The sequence below is a fragment of the Vibrio sp. 99K-1 genome (genome assembly GCF_013114585.1).
GTDB classification, from domain to species: domain Bacteria; phylum Pseudomonadota; class Gammaproteobacteria; order Enterobacterales; family Vibrionaceae; genus Vibrio; species Vibrio chagasii_B.
This window is the reverse complement of record NZ_VTXF01000001.1, coordinates 120,107-137,587: the sequence shown is the minus strand read 5'-3', so window position 1 is coordinate 137,587 and position 17,481 is coordinate 120,107. Positions and strand designations below refer to the sequence as shown.

Here is a 17,481-nt window from a genome sequence, read left to right as displayed (position 1 = left end):
GTAAAACTAAAAAAGGAAGACCGAAGCCTTCCTTTACTGATTTCTAACTTCTAATGAACTTAATAGTTAATTAACTGAGTAGCTCGATAGATTAAGATTTCGGCTCTGATTTAGCGTCAAACTTCTCAGACCATGTTTTCAATACGTCTGCACGCTCGCTGCCCATACGTGCAAAGTCCATTTTTGCCATGTTCTTTTCGACGTTAGGGAAGTTTTCAATTGTTGCCGTCACATCTTGGTGACCAACAACTGGGTACATTTCGATGTAAAGCTCGTTTGCTGCTTTAGAGATAGACCAATCAACCACGCGTTGCGCTGCATCGGACGGCTTCACAAGACCTACCGCTTCAGATTCCCAGCCGATACCTTCAGGCGTAATTACAGAAAGCGGTGCACCTTGAGTTTTCAGCTTAGCGCCACGGCTCGCCATAGAAATACCGATAGCGACTTCACCCATACCCGCTTGAACACATGGCTTAGAACCAGAGTGCGTGTAGTGAGCGATGTTTTGGTCTAGCTTCTGCATGTAGTTCCAACCTTGGTCTTCACCCATGTTTTGTAGCCAAGCAGACACTTGCATATAACCAGTACCAGAAGACGCTGGGTTTGGCATCGCAATATGACCTTTGTAGATAGGCTTGGTTAGGTCATCCCAAGATTTAGGTGCTGGTAGGTTAAGTTGTTTCGCTACCGCTTCATTGAAACAAACCGCATTGAAGAATGCATCGTTGCCATACCAAGCTTGAGTAGATTGCGGATCGTTGAGGTTTGAGCGCAGCGCTTCTACACCTTGAGGAGTGTAAGGCTTAAGAATGCCCTCTTCTTTAAGTAGAGCCATTGAAGAACCCGCAAGGCCCCATACCACTTCTGCACGAGGGTTGTTTTTCTCAGCTAATAATTTTGCCGTCATGATCCCAGTTGAATCACGTACCCATTTGATGTTGATGTCTGGGTTTTCGCTTTCAAAAGCATTTTTGTACTTCGCTAAGATGTCAGTTTCAAAAGCGGTGTAAACCGTCACTTCCTGTGCCGCATAAGCGTTACCAGCTAATAGTGTGACTAATGCTGCAAGTGATCCTTTCATAAAACGGTTTTTCATCATTTTCTCCAGTCAGGCCCAACTCTAAAGTGAGAAGTTGCCAAAGTTAAAGTTGTTAAAGCTAGAAGCCCTATCGAGAGGCACCTATATTCAAAAATTCATTCCAGTTGTTGGCACACACCTCCGTATTGGTATATACCAGATTTCGAGTGTTAAGCTAACTGGCTTTTGTGACGATTAAATGAACGAAAAATGGCAGTTTAAAGATCGAAAACTTTCTCAAGACAAGTGAACATTTTTAATATGAAGCTTTTGTGAAAATGATGTTTGGGCTATTTACGACCGTTTAAATTGGTTGTTAAAGTAGCTCTAAATACTGGTATAGTCCAAAATAAAAATCACGAGAGTTGAACATGAGAAACGAATACTTACTGCTGACACCGGGCCCTTTATCTACTTCTGAAACCGTTCGCCAAGCGATGTTAAAAGATTGGTGTACTTGGGATGATGAATACAACAAAGACGTTGTTGAAGTGATTCGTAGCAAGCTAGTGACTTTAGCGACTAAGCAAGCGGGATATACAAGCGTATTAATGCAAGGTAGCGGCACCGCTTCGGTAGAAGCAACAATCGGTAGCGTTATCTCTAACAGCGGTAAACTTCTTGTTGTTGATAACGGTGCGTACGGCGCTCGCATTGCTCAAATTGCAGAATACTTAAACATTCCATGCCATGTCGTTTCCCCAGGTGAAACATCACAGCCTGACTTGAACGAAATGGAAACGGCATTGGCCATGAATTCAGACATTACTCACGTTGCGATTGTGCACTGTGAAACCACGACAGGCATGCTGAATCCAATTGAAGACATTGCCAAATTGGCAAAACAGCACAACAAAACCGTCATTCTCGATGCAATGTCGAGCTTTGGTGGCATCCCTATGGATATCGCTGACTTAGGTATCGATTACATGATCAGCTCAGCAAACAAGTGCGTCCAAGGTGTACCGGGCTTCGGCTTTGTCATTGCTAAGCAATCGGAACTGGAAAAGTGCAAAGGCCAAGCTCGCTCATTAAGCCTTGATCTGTTTGACCAATGGCACTGCATGGAAAGCAATCACGGTAAATGGCGCTTCACCTCTCCAACTCACACAGTGCGTGCTTTCTACCAAGCCCTACTTGAACTTGAACAGGAAGGCGGTATCGAAGCTCGTCATAATCGCTACCAAACCAACCAAACTACCTTGGTTGCAGGTATGCGCTCTCTTGGCTTTGAACCACTGCTTAATGATGATCTTCATTCACCTATCATTACCTCTTTCTATTCTCCAACTCATAGCGATTACCAATTCAAGGAATTCTATGACCGCTTGAAAGAACAAGGTTTTGTGATTTACCCGGGTAAGGTTTCAAACGCAGACTGCTTCCGAATCGGTAACATCGGTGAAGTGTATCCGTCAGATATTGAAGCTCTCATTGGCGCAGTGAAAAACGCTATGTACTGGGACATCAAATAATGACGATGGCCAATCAAGATTCTGTTCTAAAGGCGACACACTTTCGAAGCGAAGGCGATGTGAACACCACGCCAGCGCGTGAGAAATGGAACGAGTCGCTAAACGATGAGGCGACTCAAGCGATGTTAAAACGTGACTCAGACGTGTTTCTTCATCAAGCGATGTCAACGCCTTGCCTAGACACTCTTGAAGCAGCCGAAGGCATCTACATTCAAGATGCGACTGGCAAAAAGTACATGGACTTTCATGGCAATAATGTCCATCAACTGGGTTATGGTCACCCTCACATCATTAATAAAGTGACTCAACAAATGGCGTCATTGCCGTTTTCACCACGTCGCTTTACCAATGAAACAGCCGTTCAATGTGCTGAAAAGCTGACACAGATCTGCGGTGGTGAGTTGAACCGCGTGTTGTTTGCACCGGGTGGAACGTCAGTTATTGGTATGGCACTCAAGCTAGCTCGACATGTCACCAACAACTTCAAGGTCGTTTCACTGTGGGACTCATTCCATGGCGCGTCACTGGACGCAATTTCAGTGGGCGGTGAAGCTTGTTTCCGCGAAGGCATGGGGCCATTAATGGCTGGCGTAGAACGCATTCCACCAGCCGTCTCTTATCGTGGCGCTTTCCCGCTTAAAGGAGGTAGTTCAGGCGATAGCAATGAGACGGCATGTGATGTGCACTATGCCGATTACCTTGAGTACATCATTGAAAAAGAAGGTGGCATTGGAGCCTTCATTGCCGAAGCAGTGCGTAACACAGACGTTCAAGTTCCAAGCAAAGCTTACTGGAAGCGCATCCGTGAGATCTGCGATAAGCATAACGTCATGTTGATCATCGACGACATTCCAAACGGTATGGGTCGTAGTGGCGAATGGTTCACTCACCAGGCCTTTGATATCGAACCTGACATTCTTTGTATCGGTAAAGGTTTTGGCGGGGGCTTGCTTCCAATTGCAGCCATGGTCACTAAAGACAAATACAACACGGCAGCGCAAGTATCACTTGGTCACTACACCCACGAAAAAAGTCCTATTGGCTGCGCGGCGGCACTGGCTACGATGGAAGTGATTGAGCAAGAACATCTACTTCAAAAAGTACAGGCGGACAGCGCATTCGTACGTGAACAACTGCTTCAAATGAGAGAGAAATACCCAGTCATTGGTGACGTTCGCGGCATCGGCCTGCTTTGGGGAGTGGAATTGGTCACTGACCATATCACCAAAAACCGAGCGTTCGATGAAGCAGAAGCAGTACTTTACCAGTGTCTGAACGATGGCCTGAGCTTTAAGGTGTCACAAGGTAACGTGATTCAGTTGAGCCCACCATTGATCATCAGTCGCAGCGAACTAGAAGTCGCTCTGTCTGTATTCGAAAAAGCGATAGCAAAAGTCTGCAAAGACTTTGAGTACCTTTAAACCATCATCTAACCAATAACTTAAAACAATCATTTGTCTCCCAGAGCAACTTGAGCTGGGAGAGAACAGAAATAGGACACGACTATGAACACAACATCACCTATCCAAGCAGTTATCTTTGACTGGGCAGGCACTATCGTTGATTTTGGATCATTTGCTCCAACCAGTATTTTCGTTGAAGCATTCAAACAAGGTTTCGACTTTGACATCGACTTAGCAGAAGCTCGTGAACCTATGGGTATCGGTAAATGGGATCACATCCAAGCGGTGGGTCGAATCCCTGCAGTTGATGCTCGTTGGACTGCTCAGTTTGGACGTTCGATGACCAGTGAAGACGTTGATGCGATTTACGCGGCATTTATGCCTCTTCAAAAAGCGAAAGTAGCCGACCACGCAGCGCCAATTTTAAACGCGATTGAAGTAGTGAATAACCTAAAAGAGAAAAACGTAAAAATCGGTTCTTGTTCCGGTTACCCACGTGAAGTGATGGATGTTCTAATTCCTGCAGCAGCAGATTATGGCTATCGTCCAGACAACGTGGTTGCAACCGATGACTTACCTCAAGGTGGTCGCCCTGCACCATTCATGGCACTTAAAAACGTAATCGACCTAGGCGTAACAAACGTTGCAGCCTGTGTGAAAGTGGATGATGCAGCCCCGGGCATTGATGAGGGTCACAACGCAGGCATGTGGACGGTAGGTCTTGTGTTATCAGGCAACGAAGCAGGATTAACTTACCAAGAATACTTAGATGCAGACGAAACAACACTGGCAGCAGCACGTGAAAAAGCCAGCCTTAAGCTAAACAAATCAAACCCGCACTATCTAATTGACACCATAGCCGATTTGCCTGAAGTAATTGCTGATATCGAAAAGCGCTTATTGGCTGGCGAGCGTCCTTAAAGACACTCACCTTCCTACTCAGGCAAGCTTCAGTACAAAACGAAAACCTCGCATTACCGATATAAGGTGATGCGAGGTTTCTTCATTTCCAACATTTGAGACAGCAATTAATTGACAAAAACGCCTGTAAATAGCACTTTGAATATATAAATCTTAACAACTTCATTGACTCCCATAAGCAATCAGACTAACAATGTATTAAGAGTTCCAAGATAGGTTCGAACTGGATCAACGCCTTGATTTACTTACATTTGCAGTGTGCCTATCAGTAAGAAATCGTTTTAAAGGACTGATTCAGATAACAATAAGAGTTAATCCAAGGATAAGATTATGAAAAAACTCTCAAAGATTATGTGTGCCGTCATTGCAGCTTCAGGCTTTGCTGCTGCTCCTTCCATCGCTGCAACCACTTATGTTGGTGCGAAAGTCGGGATGGGGTGGCTTGATAGTGCTTGTGTAGATAGTGTGAACTGTGAAGATGATTCAGTCGCCGGTGGTCTTTACGGTGGCTACAACTTTACCGATAACATTGCACTGGAATTAAACGCAGATTACCTAGGTGACTACGACACTAGTTTTAATTACAACGGGACAACTCAGCGCTACAGCGATTCCATTATTGCAATATCGTTGAGCCCAATGTACCGATTGGCGATCAAACAAGAGTTTGATGTCTTCTTCAAAGCGGGTCCAGCTTACATCATGCATGACGATGAAGATGATGTTGTACTGGCTCTGGGTATCGGTGCTGAGAAACAGTTTTCAGACGACTGGGCAGTGAGAGTGGAATACCAATACTTCGATGATTTTGACGATAAGATCATTCAAGATCTAAACTCCAACCTTGTCACAGTAGGTCTTAGCTACAATTTCGGCACAGGTAATACAACCGCATCAGCGGCTGCAGCTTCTGCGGCGGCGGTTACTCAAGCACCTTCTGAACCAATCACAGAGCCAGAAACTGTGGTTGTTGAAGAGGAAGCTGAGGTAGTAGTTACCAAAGCGCAAACTGAGAGCTTCTCTCAAGGTACATTTGCGACTAACAGCACCGAGCTTTCAGACGAAGGTAAAGCCGCTGTACAGCCAATTGTGGAAGTCTTACAAACATACCCTCAGTCTACCGTTAATATTGTTGGTCACACAGATTCAACAGGTGCTGCTGAGTACAACATGATGATCTCTAAGAAACGTGCGGCAGCAGTAGCAGCATACATCGAAGAGCAAGGCATTGAGTCAAGCCGCATTACCGCTTCTGGTGAAGGGGAAGAAAACCCAATCGCATCAAACGATACAGCTGAAGGTCGTGCACAAAACCGTCGTGTTGAAGCAACAATTCCAAGCTTCGAGTACCAAGAAGATGTTCAATTTGAAGAGGTTATCGTAGAGACAGTGGAATAATCGTATTCTGCCGCAATCACGATATCTTCCTTACTAATAAGGGCGGAGCACTGATAAGTGCTCCGCCCTTTCTTTATCTATGTTTGCTCATAAGCCGAAAAGTAATGACTCAAAGCCAAGCTATACGGCCAGAAGGCTAGACTATTTCCCAGCTGTGCGTCATTTCTACGCCAGCACCTAGCATTAGGCACACTGAACAGTATTTTTCTAATGAATCAGCGCATACTTTTGCAACCAACTCAGGATCAAGGTTGTCACCTGATACTTCAAAGTGGATGTTAATCGCGGTAAAGATTTTTGGCGCGGTTTCGCGACGTGTAGTTTCAAGTTTTGCGTTACAGCCTGTAATGCTTTGACCAGCAGATTTCAATCCATCGACCACATCAACAGAGCTACAACCACCAGCGGCCATAAGCACCATTTCCATCGGGCTTGGCGCCGTTGCACCACCACTGCCATCCATAACAATAGAGTGGCCTGATTGAGATTGACCCAAGAATTTAAAACCTTCGACCCATTTAACTTCTGCTTGCATGCTGTTCCTTAGATGACCGATAACCGCCATCACTGTCTGTTATTTATTGTTAGTATCGACACCCTACTACTGGCAGCATTCATGAGCAAGATTTTCTCTGACACATATTTTTTTCATGAATAGTGCAATTTTTTCCATCTAAAACCTGTCTCTATTCGTACATTCAAAATCGAATGAAAAAGAACGTCAAGATGAGGTATCTATGAATAAATTATCTAAAATATTGGTATCACTCGTGGTTGCACTACCACTGATTTCGTTGTTTGTCAGCCAAACTGGCACTGCCAATACAATGGATAAAACGGCTAATTCAGGGAAAAGTGAAATCGCGACACTCGCGGGTGGTTGTTTTTGGTGTACAGAGTCTGACCTAGAGAAACTAAAAGGCGTAACAGACGTTATCTCTGGATATTCTGGTGGCGAGCTCGAAAACCCAACCTATAAACAAGTTTCTTCAGGTAAGTCTGGTCACATCGAAGTGATCAACGTGACCTATAACCCTGATGTTGTTAGCTATGAACAGGTACTTGACCAATTCTTCCGACATATCGATCCAACCGATGACAAAGGGTCATTCGTAGACCGTGGTCCGCAATATCGACCTGCCATTTTCTATCATAACCAAGAGCAAAAAGACGTTGCTCAAAGCTTTATGATGGAGATCGACAAGGCTCAAATCTTTGGTGCACCACTAAAAACAGAACTGATCAAATTTGAGAAGTTCTGGCCAGCAGAAGATTACCATCAAGATTATTACAAGAAGAGTAAGGTTCGTTATAACTACTACCGCTACGCTTCAGGTCGTGATCAGTATTTAGATAAAATCTTCGGTGATGATAGAAAGGACAACCCTAAAACACTACGTCAGATCATCGACAGTAAAAATGCGACAGCGAATGCTAAAACATACGTAAAACCGTCTGATACGGAGATCAAAGCGAAGCTTACAGCACTTCAATACGATGTAACGCAAGAAGACGCTACTGAGCGCCCATTTGACAACAAATACTGGGATAACAAAGAAGAAGGTATTTATGTTGATATCGTTACCGGTGAGCCTTTGTTCTCGTCAAAAGACAAATACAAATCAGGTACGGGCTGGCCGAGCTTTACCCAACCAATCAACGAAGCTTACGTAGTGACAACCACAGACTACAAACTGTTGTACCCACGCACAGAAGTTCGTAGCCGATTTGGTGATTCTCACTTAGGTCATGTCTTCAAAGATGGTCCTAAACCAACAGGCTTACGTTACTGCATGAACTCAGCGGCGATGCGCTTTATCCCAGCAGATAAACTGGATGAAGAAGGCTATGATGAATATGTAGAGATGTTTGAGGGCTAAGCATTCAGCGATTAACGCTACACCTATAACAACAAAGCCAGCATAACGCTGGCTTTATGTTTTCTGATTCATTAACAAACGCGCTAGCCTGTTAGAACAGTGTCTTCTGGGTATTTGAGCAGTGAAGGCTCTGGGCGAGCTAACATATACGCCAAGGTCAAAGGACCGATACGACCAATAACCATCACAACAATCATAATGTATTTGCCAGGTTCGGTTAGATTTGCGGTTAACCCAGCCGTCAATCCTACCGTTGCAAAGGCAGAAATCACCTCGAACATGACTCGATCAAACGCGGCTTTTTCGGTAAGCATTAACAAAAACATCGCCGTAGTTAATAACGCCCCACTGACCACGATAATGGCCAATGACTTGGTTACCGCCTGCCATGTAACAGTACGTTTAAACATCACGACGTGCTTTTTCTGACGTAGGAATGTCCAAGTCGCGACAAAAGCAACTGCAAAGGTCGATACCTTAATACCGCCACCGGTTGAGGTAGAACCAGCACCAATCAGCATTAACACAATCATCACCAATAAAGCAGGCTGCGTGTACTGAGACAAATCCACACTGTTAAAGCCAGCGGTACGAGCGCTTGCTGATTGAAAAAACGCCGCCAGCCATTGGCCTTGAGTTGATAACCCTTCCATAGTCGCAGAGTTATTTCTCTCCAACAGCCAGAATAATACCGTACCTACCAACAATAGAGTCGGAGTTGCGGTTAGCATGATCTTGGTATGTAAATGTAGATGCTGAAAGCCTTTGCGCCAGTTACTCGATAAGTCACCGACCACCGTGAAGCCTAAGCCACCAAAAATGAACAGAGCCGCTAAGGTAAAGATCACCAATGGATCGTCAACAAAGCTCATCATGCTATCTGAGAACAGAGCGAAACCTGCGTTATTGAAGGCTGATATCGCATGAAACAGTGCGTAAAAGCTTCCGGTTGCCCAGCCCATTTCAGGCACCCATCGGAAGCAGAGCAATACAAAACCAATAAATTCAGCCACTAATGCGAAGACGATTATCTTCTTGACCAATTTTCGAAGGTTAATCTTACGATCTTGTCCCAATGCTTCTTTCGCCAATGCCTGCTGCTTCAAGCTTAACCTAACACCAAACATGTAAAGCAGTACCGCAGATAAAGTCATCTGCCCTAGCCCACCTACCTGCATCAAGAACATCAGCAAGATTTTTCCAGCTAAAGTAAAGTGCTCGCCCGTATCGACGACACCTAAGCCTGTCACACTGATTGCAGAGGTCGCAGTAAACAGCGCATCCGTAAAACTGAGCCCCGTGACAGAGAAAACAGGCAACGTCAGCAAGATGGCCGAGGGAATTAGAACGCCTAAGAAACTGGTCAGGATTATCTTAGGTTCAGAGCCCTTACGAGGCTTTTCATCTCTCTTAAGGGTATAAAAAGTACCTTTTCGTTGAAACGAATTCATACTGTTACCTTATTGCAGTTACCATTACCAATTACGTAATTTTCTAGATAAGGTCTCTTTAGGCCCGGCGATGATCACCACATCCCCAATTTCTAAACTCACTTCCAGTTCAGGCGCTTTAGTCAGATTCGGTCCGCGTTTAAAACCAAGAACTTCAACACCCACCTCTTTGCAAAGCTTCAAATCACGAAGTTGTTTACCTAATAACTTGGCACCGATAACAATTTCGGTCATCGCTAAGCCACTACCGAGGTCGATAAATTCAAGAACGCGTCTATCCAGCATCTTCCTTGCGACACGAATACCCATGTCTCGCTCCGGCATGATGATATGGTCAGCGCCAATTTTAGAGAGGATCTTACCGTGGAATTTATCGTTCGCCTTAACCCAAACGGTTTTAGCTCCCGACTCTTTTACGACCAGAGTAGTCAGAATGCTCGAGTTCACATCAGAACCAATCGAAACCATTACCATATCGTACTCGTCGAGCCTCAGCTCTTTAACCGTCTCTTCACTCGTACAGTTAGCAACAATCGCTTGTGAAACAAAGGCCGCGGCTTCTTTCACTCGCTCCTCATTAATATCGACGGCTAACACCTGTGAGCCTGAACTTTGAAGTTCTTGGCAAACAGATAAACCAAAACGCCCTAAACCGATAACTGCATATTGTTTGTCGCTCATTTGAAATCCTGTTTAGAAATTTTAATTACACGGGATAGCCAAACCTACATTAGTTTCTATCTCAAAAAAAGTCAGTTCTGCAATAAATAGAGTTATACTATTGTTATAATCGCTTGATTTATAAAGGTAGAGAACATCTCGAGTTTCTGCTAATTTCCAATTCATAATTTCTGCGGCAGCACACACAATGAATGAATTATTGACCCAAGTACAAACCTACATCAACCAGACCCATAGTGACTGGGCGAATAGCGTCCTATTCATCACTATTGCGAGTTTTCTCGCTTGGGTAGCTTGGCGAATAATCCATAATCGCTTGGAAGTTCTGGTACAGAGAACCCACTTTCACTGGGATGACCTACTACTAGAGGCACTGAAAACCCCTGTCAGTACGTTACTTTGGTGTTGGCCAGCGACCGTATCTGTCGGGTTGATTCTTCAAGATCAGTTTGGCAATGAAATCAACTGGTTAAAAACTCTCAAGCACATATTGATCATATGTACCTTCGTTTGGTTCACCTTACGAATGATCACCAATGCTGAAGCATACGTCTTAGAGCAAAAAAACAGGGATGAGACAACTGTACAGGCGATTGCAAAAGTAGCTCGTCTGTTCTTTATGGTCATGGGCGGCCTGACAATCATGCAAGCGTTTGGACTCAGCTTGTCAGGCTTACTCACCTTTGGTGGTGTGGGTGGTTTAATCGTTGGTTTGGCAGCAAAAGATCTACTATCGAACTTCTTTGGTGGCATGATGATCTACTTCGACCGCCCTTTTAAAGTCGGAGACTGGATTCGCTCACCTGACCGCCAAATTGAAGGTACAGTCGAACGTATAGGCTGGCGTATGACCATCATTCGCACCTTTGATAAGCGCCCTTTGTACGTACCAAATTCGGTATTCAGTAACATTGTGGTGGAGAACCCATCGCGAATGCTAAACCGCCGAATTAATGAAACCTTCGGGCTTCGCTACGAAGACGCAAGCAAACTCGCTCTTATTGTGGATGACGTAAAAGCCATGCTTGAAACGCACCCTGACATTGATGCTAAGCAGACGTTGATCGTTAACTTTGATAAGTTTGGACCATCAACGCTTAATTTCTTTATCTACACCTTTACAAAAACGGTCAACTGGGTGAGATACCATGAAGTTAAGCAAGATGTTCTGTTACAGGTACTAGCGATCATCCATAAACACAATGCGGATATCGCATTCCCAACACAAACACTCAAGATTGATCCTCAAGGTTTTAGCGAAGCTCAAGCTATGGTCATTTCCAACCCAGAAGGTCATCGATAAGTAAATTTCTTATCGATAAATAATAACAGTGAAGCGTGGTAATATGACGCCAGTATTTTAAGGCACTCAATTACCACGATATGATTTTACCTGTCATTCTAGCTGGCGGCTCTGGTAGCCGCCTCTGGCCACTGTCTCGCGAGCTTTACCCTAAGCAATTTCTCAATATTGCCGGCGAGCAGTCCATGCTTCAGCAAACACTTCAACGACTGCAAGGTCTTGATGAGCACTTAACGGATAGTAACTGCGATGCCCCGCTCATAATCTGTAATGAAGAACATCGCTTTATTGCCGCAGAACAAGCTCGAGCATCCAATATCCAACACAGTGGAATATTGTTAGAACCTGTAGGTAGAAATACAGCCCCAGCCATCGCACTCGCAGCCTTACAGGCCTTAAGTTACTCGAACAGCAACCAACAGAGCGAGTCAGATCCAATATTATTGGTACTGGCAGCCGATCATCACATCGCCAAAGCGACCGAATTTCAGCAAACGGTAGCGAGAGGTGTCGAATACGCGAGACAAGGCAAACTCGTCACATTTGGTATTACTCCGAACGCACCCGAAACGGGCTATGGTTATATAAAACAAGGAGAACCACTCTCCCATCATGCTTTTGCCATTGAATGTTTCGTTGAAAAACCCGACCTAGCCACCGCAGAACAATACATTAGCTCAGGGCAATACCTCTGGAACAGCGGCATGTTTATGTTTAAAGCATCACGCTACTTAGAAGAGCTAGCAAAGCATCATCCACAGATCCTTGAGGCCTGCAAAAGCGCGCTCGAAAAGCAAAATACCGACCTCGACTTCATCCGTATTGACGCCGAGGCATTCCAAAGCAGCCCGAGCGACTCTATCGACTATGCCGTGATGGAAAAAACGTCGGATGCTGCGGTGATCCCTATGGATGTTGGTTGGAATGATATTGGTTCATGGTCTGCAATCTGGGATGTCAGTGATAAAGATGAACACAAGAATGTGATTGAAGGCGATGTGTTAACTGTCGATTCTCAGCACAACTATATCCACGCTGAAAACAAGCTAGTTGCGACTGTAGGTGTTGAGAACCTTATTATTGTCGAAACAAAAGACGCTATACTCGTCGCGAACAAAGACAAAGTTCAAGGCGTGAAATCGATAGTCAGCCAGCTGAATCAAGCAGATCGCACAGAACATGTTCATCACCGCGAAGTGTTTAGACCTTGGGGTAAATACGATGTAATTGACCTAGGCAAACGCGACAAGGTTAAACGTATCACTGTAAAACCCGGTCACAAGTTATCGCTACAGATGCATCACCATAGAGCAGAGCACTGGGTTGTTGTTGCAGGTGTTGCGAAGGTGACCAATAATGAGAAAACCTATCTCGTTGAAGAAGACCAATCCACTTATATTCCGCTAGGACACATACATAGCCTAGAAAATCCAGGGGACGCTCCACTCGAAATGATCGAAGTACAAACCGGTAGCCATTTGAGTGAAGACGACATTATTCGATATCAAGATAGTTACGGGCGAAGCGAACAACCTAGCTCACCTCAAATCAACAAATCGAACTAAAGCAGCGACGATAGAATGAAACAGAATTTAGATCTCAGCTGCTTTAAAAATAACGATATCCGAGGAATCATTGGTAAACAAATCAATGAGCGCCTAGCTTACCTGCTTGGTATAGCATTTGGCGAATATGTCCTTGCAGAAACATCTAAAACGTCACTCAATAGCTTGGCTAAAGTAGTCATTGGTCGTGATAATCGTGAAACCTCATTGCTCCTGCAGAAAGCGATGACCAAGGGTTTGATTGAATCAGGGATCGCCGTGGTAGATATCGGTATGACAGGCACAGAAGAAGTCTACTTTGCGACTCGCCACCTACAAGCCATTGGCGGAGTCCAGATTACGGCAAGCCACAATCCAATCAATTACAACGGCATGAAGTTAATCGGTCTAGACGCTAATCCAATCAGTAAAAACAATGGGTTAGATGTAATTAAACAGCGTATTGAAGCTCTACAGTATGAGGGCGTCAGCGAACAACCGATCAGCCATGAACAAGCCGATAATTCCGTTAGAACGACCAGTATCCTAGCTCCTTATGTGGAGCACCTACTCTCTTACATAAAGCCGTCAAAGCTATCACCGATGAAGATTGTGGTTAACGCGGGAAACGGCGTTGCTGGGCATGTCATTGATGCGTTAGAGACCAAATTCAATGAACTGAATGCTCCAATCACCTTCATCAAGGTTCACCACATTCCTGATGGGATGTACCCAAATGGTATCCCTAACCCTTTACTCAAAGAAAACCAAGCTGCGACTCGCGATGCCGTTTTAGAGCACTCCGCAGACCTTGGCATCGCCTGGGATGGTGATTTTGATCGTTGTTTCTTCTTTGATGAAAAAGGCAATTACATTGAAGGTTACTACATCGTCGGTTTACTAACCGAAGCCTTCTTGCTGAAGGACTCCAATGCAACAGTACTACACGACATGCGCATGACATGGAATACAGTAGAAGTTGCACAAAAACTGGGTGGAAACGCTGTGGGCGTAAAAGCAGGGCATGCTTTGATCAAAGAGAAAATGCGAGAGCTCAACGCTGTGTACGGTGGAGAGATGAGCGCACATCACTACTTCCGTGACTTTGGGTACTGCGACTCAGGGATGATTCCTTGGCTACTCGTCATTGAACTCATCAGTAAGACTCAACAATCGCTTCATCAACTTATCAGCTCTAGCGTAGAAAGATTCCCCTCTTCTGGAGAGATCAATCGTAAGGTAGCAGACCCAGAACAAGCTATCGCTCGTGTACTTTCATGCTACCAAAAGCGTGCTGTAAACATAGATCATACCGACGGTATTAGCATGGATATGGGTACTTGGCGCTTTAACTTAAGGAAATCCAATACCGAGCCACTAATCCGCCTTAATGTAGAAACCAAGCAAGATAAAGATTTGTTGTCACTTAAAGTCGACGAGCTAGTGTCTTTCCTAGTTTAAAAATACAGGTCACTTCCTATTAGCGATTAGTGACTATTAAAAAGCCCTTACTCACAAAAGCGAGTAAGGGCTTCAATTATCTAAGTCGTTCTAGAGACTAATTAAAGTCACTAATTTACTTGTTACGGCGAGCTTCAACTGCATCTGCCAGTTGACGAAGTACTGTTTCAGTATCTTCCCAACCAATACAAGCGTCAGTAATTGACTGGCCGTATGTTGGAGCTTTGCCGTCAACCAAATCCTGGCGACCTTCAACTAGGTGAGATTCGATCATCACACCAAAGATAGCTTTATCACCACCCGAGATCTGTGCACTTACGTCATCAGACACATTCATTTGACGCTTGAATTGCTTAGAACTGTTTGCATGGCTGAAGTCGATCATTACTTTCTGCGGTAGACCAGAAGCTTCTAGCTCTTGCTTGATCTTACCAACGTGCTCTGCGCTGTAGTTTGGCTCTTTACCACCACGTAGGATGATATGACAATCTGGGTTACCAGCCGTTTCAACGATAGCTGAGTGACCGTACTTAGTTACCGATAAGAAGTGGTGAGAAGCACTTGCAGAGCGGATTGCGTCTGTTGCGATCTTGATGTTGCCATCGGTACCATTCTTAAAGCCAACAGGGCATGAAAGACCAGAAGCTAGCTCACGGTGAACTTGAGATTCCGTAGTACGTGCGCCAATTGCACCCCAGCTAATTAAGTCTGCTACGTATTGAGGCGTGATCATGTCTAGGAATTCACTTGCTGTCGGCATACCCATGTCTGTTAGATCAAGAAGTAGCTTACGTCCAAGGCGCAGACCATCGTTTAGTTTGAACGTGTCGTCCATGTAAGGGTCATTGATCAGACCTTTCCAGCCAACCGTCGTACGTGGTTTCTCAAAGTAAACACGCATTACGATTTCAAGCTTATCGCCTAGCTCATCGCGTAGTACTTTCAAACGCTTACCGTATTCAAGAGCCGCTTCTGGATCATGAATAGAACATGGGCCAACGATAACCAATAAACGGTCGTCACTTTCTTCTAGAATGTTGTGAATTGCTTTACGGCTTTCAAAGGTTGTCGAAGAAGCAACTTCTGTCGCTGGAAACTTTTCTAAAACAGCAACAGGGGGTAATAACTCTTTTACTTTGTTAATTCTTACATCATCAGTCTGGAACATTGCTTACTTCTTCCTATATCTATCCTTGAGCTGAATGTACGTTATCTCACGTAACTTTCCATCAGCACATATCTTCTTGTTCCCTGTAACTTAACTAGTAAAAACGCCAGTTTCAATCACTAATTTAAAAAGAACGCAATTTTTTTTGTGTTTTATATTTAAAACACCCTGTATAACTTTATTTACACGCTATCGATTGCGCAATTTCAATAGGATAACGTTGAATGTTTTTTCACCCATCACTTGTCAACAAAACTGTTCTATCAACAGAAACAAAAAAGCCCACGCTGTTAACGTGAGCTTTATAATTAATTACATTCTTTTCAATGGCTTGACGACACTGTCGAGCCCTTCTATTTTTAGCGCTAGGCACAGTTTGAGCAGGTCACCTAGCTCACCGTTTGGGAACCCTTTCTTGTCAAACCACAACAAATATTCTTCAGGTAGGTCAATTAGTGTGCGGCCGGTGTACTTTCCAAATGGCATCTGCATTCGAGCCAACTTAATCAGGTTCTCTTTCTCTAGCATTGTTCGGTCTTTCTATGCGTCATCGATGTTCTGTAGAGTATCACCTAAACGTTCAACCCAATAGTTGATTGCATCTTTGGCATCATCAAGTGAATCGATCATAGTTGAAAAGTCCTTATTTCCGGCTTCACGATCGATCGCTGCGAACAGTGGTGTGCCATCTTGAGCGTCACTCACCAGCAGCTCGACACTCGCACTACCAACATTGGTGTGCTCTCCTGTCGCAACTTTTGAGATGGTCGACATGGCAAGACCAAAAGGTAAGACACTACTGGTAACGGCTAAGATAGGATTTGGCGTTTCAACGTTACTCAATGCGATACTCAGGCGTAACGTTTTGCCCGTCGGCTCACCAACGATCACTTTGTGAGGTGATATTTTCTCTTCTAATCGGTTCACCATGTGGTCGGTAAGTTCCTGAATTTCTTCTTGATCTAACGAACCTTCTTCGGCAAGCACAAAGATTTGGTCAATGACGACAGAATCATAGTCATCCAACTTACTCTTCAAGCGGTCGGCGTCACGCAGCCCTAATCTTGCCCAAACGAGGTCAACTCCCCCGTCAGGGCCAGGCTGAAAATCTTCATAAGTGGTGAATTTGGTAGCAGTCTTGATTGGGCCGCCTGCACAACCAAACAAAAAGATGCTGGTTGCGACAAGCAAAAATAGTTTTAGAGGATTCATAGCGCACTTAGGTTGGAAGAAAAACACCCAAGTATGCTATACCATATGTGAAAAGTTTGTAGAAAAAGGGGCTATAACTCAGAGCTAACTCTAAAATTAGTTGTGTTGAACAGTGTGAGCATACTCTACGATAACTTGATTTCCTTCGATGTAAGCATTTTGGATCTCTCCATCAACACTCATTCTACTTTTCAGATAGACCACTTTAGGACCAGAGTCATTTCCTTCTTTAAGTGACGGGAATACGTTTCTCGGTTCCAAGTGAAGTAGACGACAGAAATGGCTCACAAATGACATAGTCAGCGGCGACTCCCCTCGCAACATATTTGAGAAATCAAGCTGACTCATTCCAAGCTTCTTTGAAAACTCCATCTGAGTGATTCGCATTCGTGATTTTTGTGACATCCACGTTTGGTACAACGCTTCTCTATCTTGTTCAGTGAATTCCATACTGACTCCTTTATATAATTCATACCAATTAATTGTCCGGTTTTTCATACATA

Annotated in this window: 16 protein-coding genes; 8 read left to right on the top strand and 8 right to left on the bottom strand. The window is 44.3% G+C overall.

Going from position 1 to position 17,481, the window contains the following annotated elements; translation table 11 throughout:
• Positions 1–91 precede the first annotated feature (91 nt).
• Positions 92–1,102, bottom strand: a complete 1,011-nt coding sequence (locus tag F0228_RS00615) for a putative 2-aminoethylphosphonate ABC transporter substrate-binding protein (RefSeq protein WP_128644407.1) — start codon at positions 1,100–1,102, stop codon at positions 92–94.
• Between the two features lie 350 nt (positions 1,103–1,452).
• Between F0228_RS00615 and phnW the strand changes: the two genes are divergently transcribed.
• From phnW to F0228_RS00595, 4 genes are all read left to right on the top strand, one after another.
• A complete protein-coding gene (gene phnW / locus F0228_RS00610) occupies positions 1,453–2,556 on the top strand; it encodes a 2-aminoethylphosphonate--pyruvate transaminase (RefSeq protein ID WP_171761674.1) in 1,104 nt (367 codons plus the stop codon).
• Positions 2,556–3,977: an aspartate aminotransferase family protein gene (locus tag F0228_RS00605; RefSeq protein ID WP_171761673.1), complete on the top strand. Its 1,422-nt coding sequence runs from the start codon at positions 2,556–2,558 to the stop codon at positions 3,975–3,977. The genes phnW and F0228_RS00605 overlap by 1 nt, the downstream gene beginning before the upstream one ends.
• 84 nt (positions 3,978–4,061) lie before the next feature.
• Complete coding sequence (gene phnX / locus F0228_RS00600; RefSeq protein WP_061031219.1) at positions 4,062–4,880, top strand: phosphonoacetaldehyde hydrolase; 819 nt, start codon at positions 4,062–4,064, stop codon at positions 4,878–4,880.
• A gap of 330 nt (positions 4,881–5,210) precedes the next feature.
• Positions 5,211–6,278, top strand: coding sequence for an OmpA family protein (locus tag F0228_RS00595; protein WP_171761672.1), 1,068 nt, complete (start codon positions 5,211–5,213; stop codon positions 6,276–6,278).
• 136 nt (positions 6,279–6,414) lie between these two features.
• Here the strand turns inward: F0228_RS00595 and F0228_RS00590 are convergent, their stop codons facing one another.
• Entirely contained in the window at positions 6,415–6,813 is a 399-nt protein-coding gene (locus F0228_RS00590; protein WP_017071630.1) for an OsmC family protein, read from the bottom strand.
• Between the two features lie 202 nt (positions 6,814–7,015).
• Between F0228_RS00590 and msrB the strand changes: the two genes are divergently transcribed.
• Positions 7,016–8,158, top strand: a complete 1,143-nt coding sequence (gene msrB, locus F0228_RS00585; protein ID WP_171761671.1) for a peptide-methionine (R)-S-oxide reductase MsrB — start codon at positions 7,016–7,018, stop codon at positions 8,156–8,158.
• Positions 8,159–8,241: 83 nt separating this feature from the next.
• Here the strand turns inward: msrB and F0228_RS00580 are convergent, their stop codons facing one another.
• Entirely contained in the window at positions 8,242–9,609 is a 1,368-nt protein-coding gene (locus F0228_RS00580; RefSeq protein ID WP_137407085.1) for a TrkH family potassium uptake protein, read from the bottom strand.
• 24 nt (positions 9,610–9,633) lie between these two features.
• On the bottom strand, positions 9,634–10,290 hold the full coding sequence (locus F0228_RS00575; protein ID WP_171761670.1) for a TrkA family potassium uptake protein: 657 nt from the start codon (positions 10,288–10,290) through the stop codon (positions 9,634–9,636).
• Positions 10,291–10,477: 187 nt separating this feature from the next.
• On the opposite strand from F0228_RS00575, the gene F0228_RS00570 reads away from it, so the two are divergent.
• The 3 genes from F0228_RS00570 (at position 10,478) to F0228_RS00560 (ending at position 14,598) form a co-directional block, all read left to right on the top strand.
• On the top strand, positions 10,478–11,593 hold the full coding sequence (locus F0228_RS00570; protein WP_171761669.1) for a mechanosensitive ion channel family protein: 1,116 nt from the start codon (positions 10,478–10,480) through the stop codon (positions 11,591–11,593).
• 80 nt (positions 11,594–11,673) lie between these two features.
• A complete protein-coding gene (locus F0228_RS00565; RefSeq protein WP_171761668.1) occupies positions 11,674–13,158 on the top strand; it encodes a mannose-1-phosphate guanylyltransferase/mannose-6-phosphate isomerase in 1,485 nt (494 codons plus the stop codon).
• 15 nt (positions 13,159–13,173) lie between these two features.
• The gene (locus F0228_RS00560) at positions 13,174–14,598 is read left to right on the top strand and encodes a phosphomannomutase CpsG (RefSeq protein ID WP_171731350.1); all 1,425 of its coding nucleotides are present in this window, start codon (positions 13,174–13,176) and stop codon (positions 14,596–14,598) included.
• 115 nt (positions 14,599–14,713) lie between these two features.
• Here F0228_RS00560 and aroG read toward each other — a convergent pair whose 3' ends face one another.
• The 4 genes from aroG to F0228_RS00540 all read right to left on the bottom strand — a co-directional run bounded on the left by aroG (position 14,714) and on the right by F0228_RS00540 (position 17,428).
• Positions 14,714–15,766 (bottom strand): 3-deoxy-7-phosphoheptulonate synthase AroG, encoded by a 1,053-nt coding sequence (gene aroG, locus F0228_RS00555; RefSeq protein ID WP_008217211.1) that lies wholly within the window; start codon positions 15,764–15,766, stop codon positions 14,714–14,716.
• Between the two features lie 312 nt (positions 15,767–16,078).
• Entirely contained in the window at positions 16,079–16,294 is a 216-nt protein-coding gene (locus F0228_RS00550; RefSeq protein WP_061031229.1) for a DUF3820 family protein, read from the bottom strand.
• Positions 16,295–16,306: 12 nt separating this feature from the next.
• A complete protein-coding gene (locus F0228_RS00545; RefSeq protein WP_105057995.1) occupies positions 16,307–16,978 on the bottom strand; it encodes a DUF3313 domain-containing protein in 672 nt (223 codons plus the stop codon).
• Between the two features lie 96 nt (positions 16,979–17,074).
• Positions 17,075–17,428, bottom strand: coding sequence for a transcriptional regulator (locus F0228_RS00540; RefSeq protein WP_105057994.1), 354 nt, complete (start codon positions 17,426–17,428; stop codon positions 17,075–17,077).
• Positions 17,429–17,481 lie beyond the last annotated feature (53 nt).

Coding starts and splice junctions, on each gene's coding strand:
- F0228_RS00615 (WP_128644407.1), bottom strand. CDS start 1,102: ATGATGAAAAACCGTTTTATGAAAGGATCACTTGCAGCATTAGTCACA.
- phnW (WP_171761674.1), top strand. CDS start 1,453: ATGAGAAACGAATACTTACTGCTGACACCGGGCCCTTTATCTACTTCT.
- F0228_RS00605 (WP_171761673.1), top strand. CDS start 2,556: ATGACGATGGCCAATCAAGATTCTGTTCTAAAGGCGACACACTTTCGA.
- phnX (WP_061031219.1), top strand. CDS start 4,062: ATGAACACAACATCACCTATCCAAGCAGTTATCTTTGACTGGGCAGGC.
- F0228_RS00595 (WP_171761672.1), top strand. CDS start 5,211: ATGAAAAAACTCTCAAAGATTATGTGTGCCGTCATTGCAGCTTCAGGC.
- F0228_RS00590 (WP_017071630.1), bottom strand. CDS start 6,813: ATGCAAGCAGAAGTTAAATGGGTCGAAGGTTTTAAATTCTTGGGTCAA.
- msrB (WP_171761671.1), top strand. CDS start 7,016: ATGAATAAATTATCTAAAATATTGGTATCACTCGTGGTTGCACTACCA.
- F0228_RS00580 (WP_137407085.1), bottom strand. CDS start 9,609: ATGAATTCGTTTCAACGAAAAGGTACTTTTTATACCCTTAAGAGAGAT.
- F0228_RS00575 (WP_171761670.1), bottom strand. CDS start 10,290: ATGAGCGACAAACAATATGCAGTTATCGGTTTAGGGCGTTTTGGTTTA.
- F0228_RS00570 (WP_171761669.1), top strand. CDS start 10,478: ATGAATGAATTATTGACCCAAGTACAAACCTACATCAACCAGACCCAT.
- F0228_RS00565 (WP_171761668.1), top strand. CDS start 11,674: ATGATTTTACCTGTCATTCTAGCTGGCGGCTCTGGTAGCCGCCTCTGG.
- F0228_RS00560 (WP_171731350.1), top strand. CDS start 13,174: ATGAAACAGAATTTAGATCTCAGCTGCTTTAAAAATAACGATATCCGA.
- aroG (WP_008217211.1), bottom strand. CDS start 15,766: ATGTTCCAGACTGATGATGTAAGAATTAACAAAGTAAAAGAGTTATTA.
- F0228_RS00550 (WP_061031229.1), bottom strand. CDS start 16,294: ATGCTAGAGAAAGAGAACCTGATTAAGTTGGCTCGAATGCAGATGCCA.
- F0228_RS00545 (WP_105057995.1), bottom strand. CDS start 16,978: ATGAATCCTCTAAAACTATTTTTGCTTGTCGCAACCAGCATCTTTTTG.
- F0228_RS00540 (WP_105057994.1), bottom strand. CDS start 17,428: ATGGAATTCACTGAACAAGATAGAGAAGCGTTGTACCAAACGTGGATG.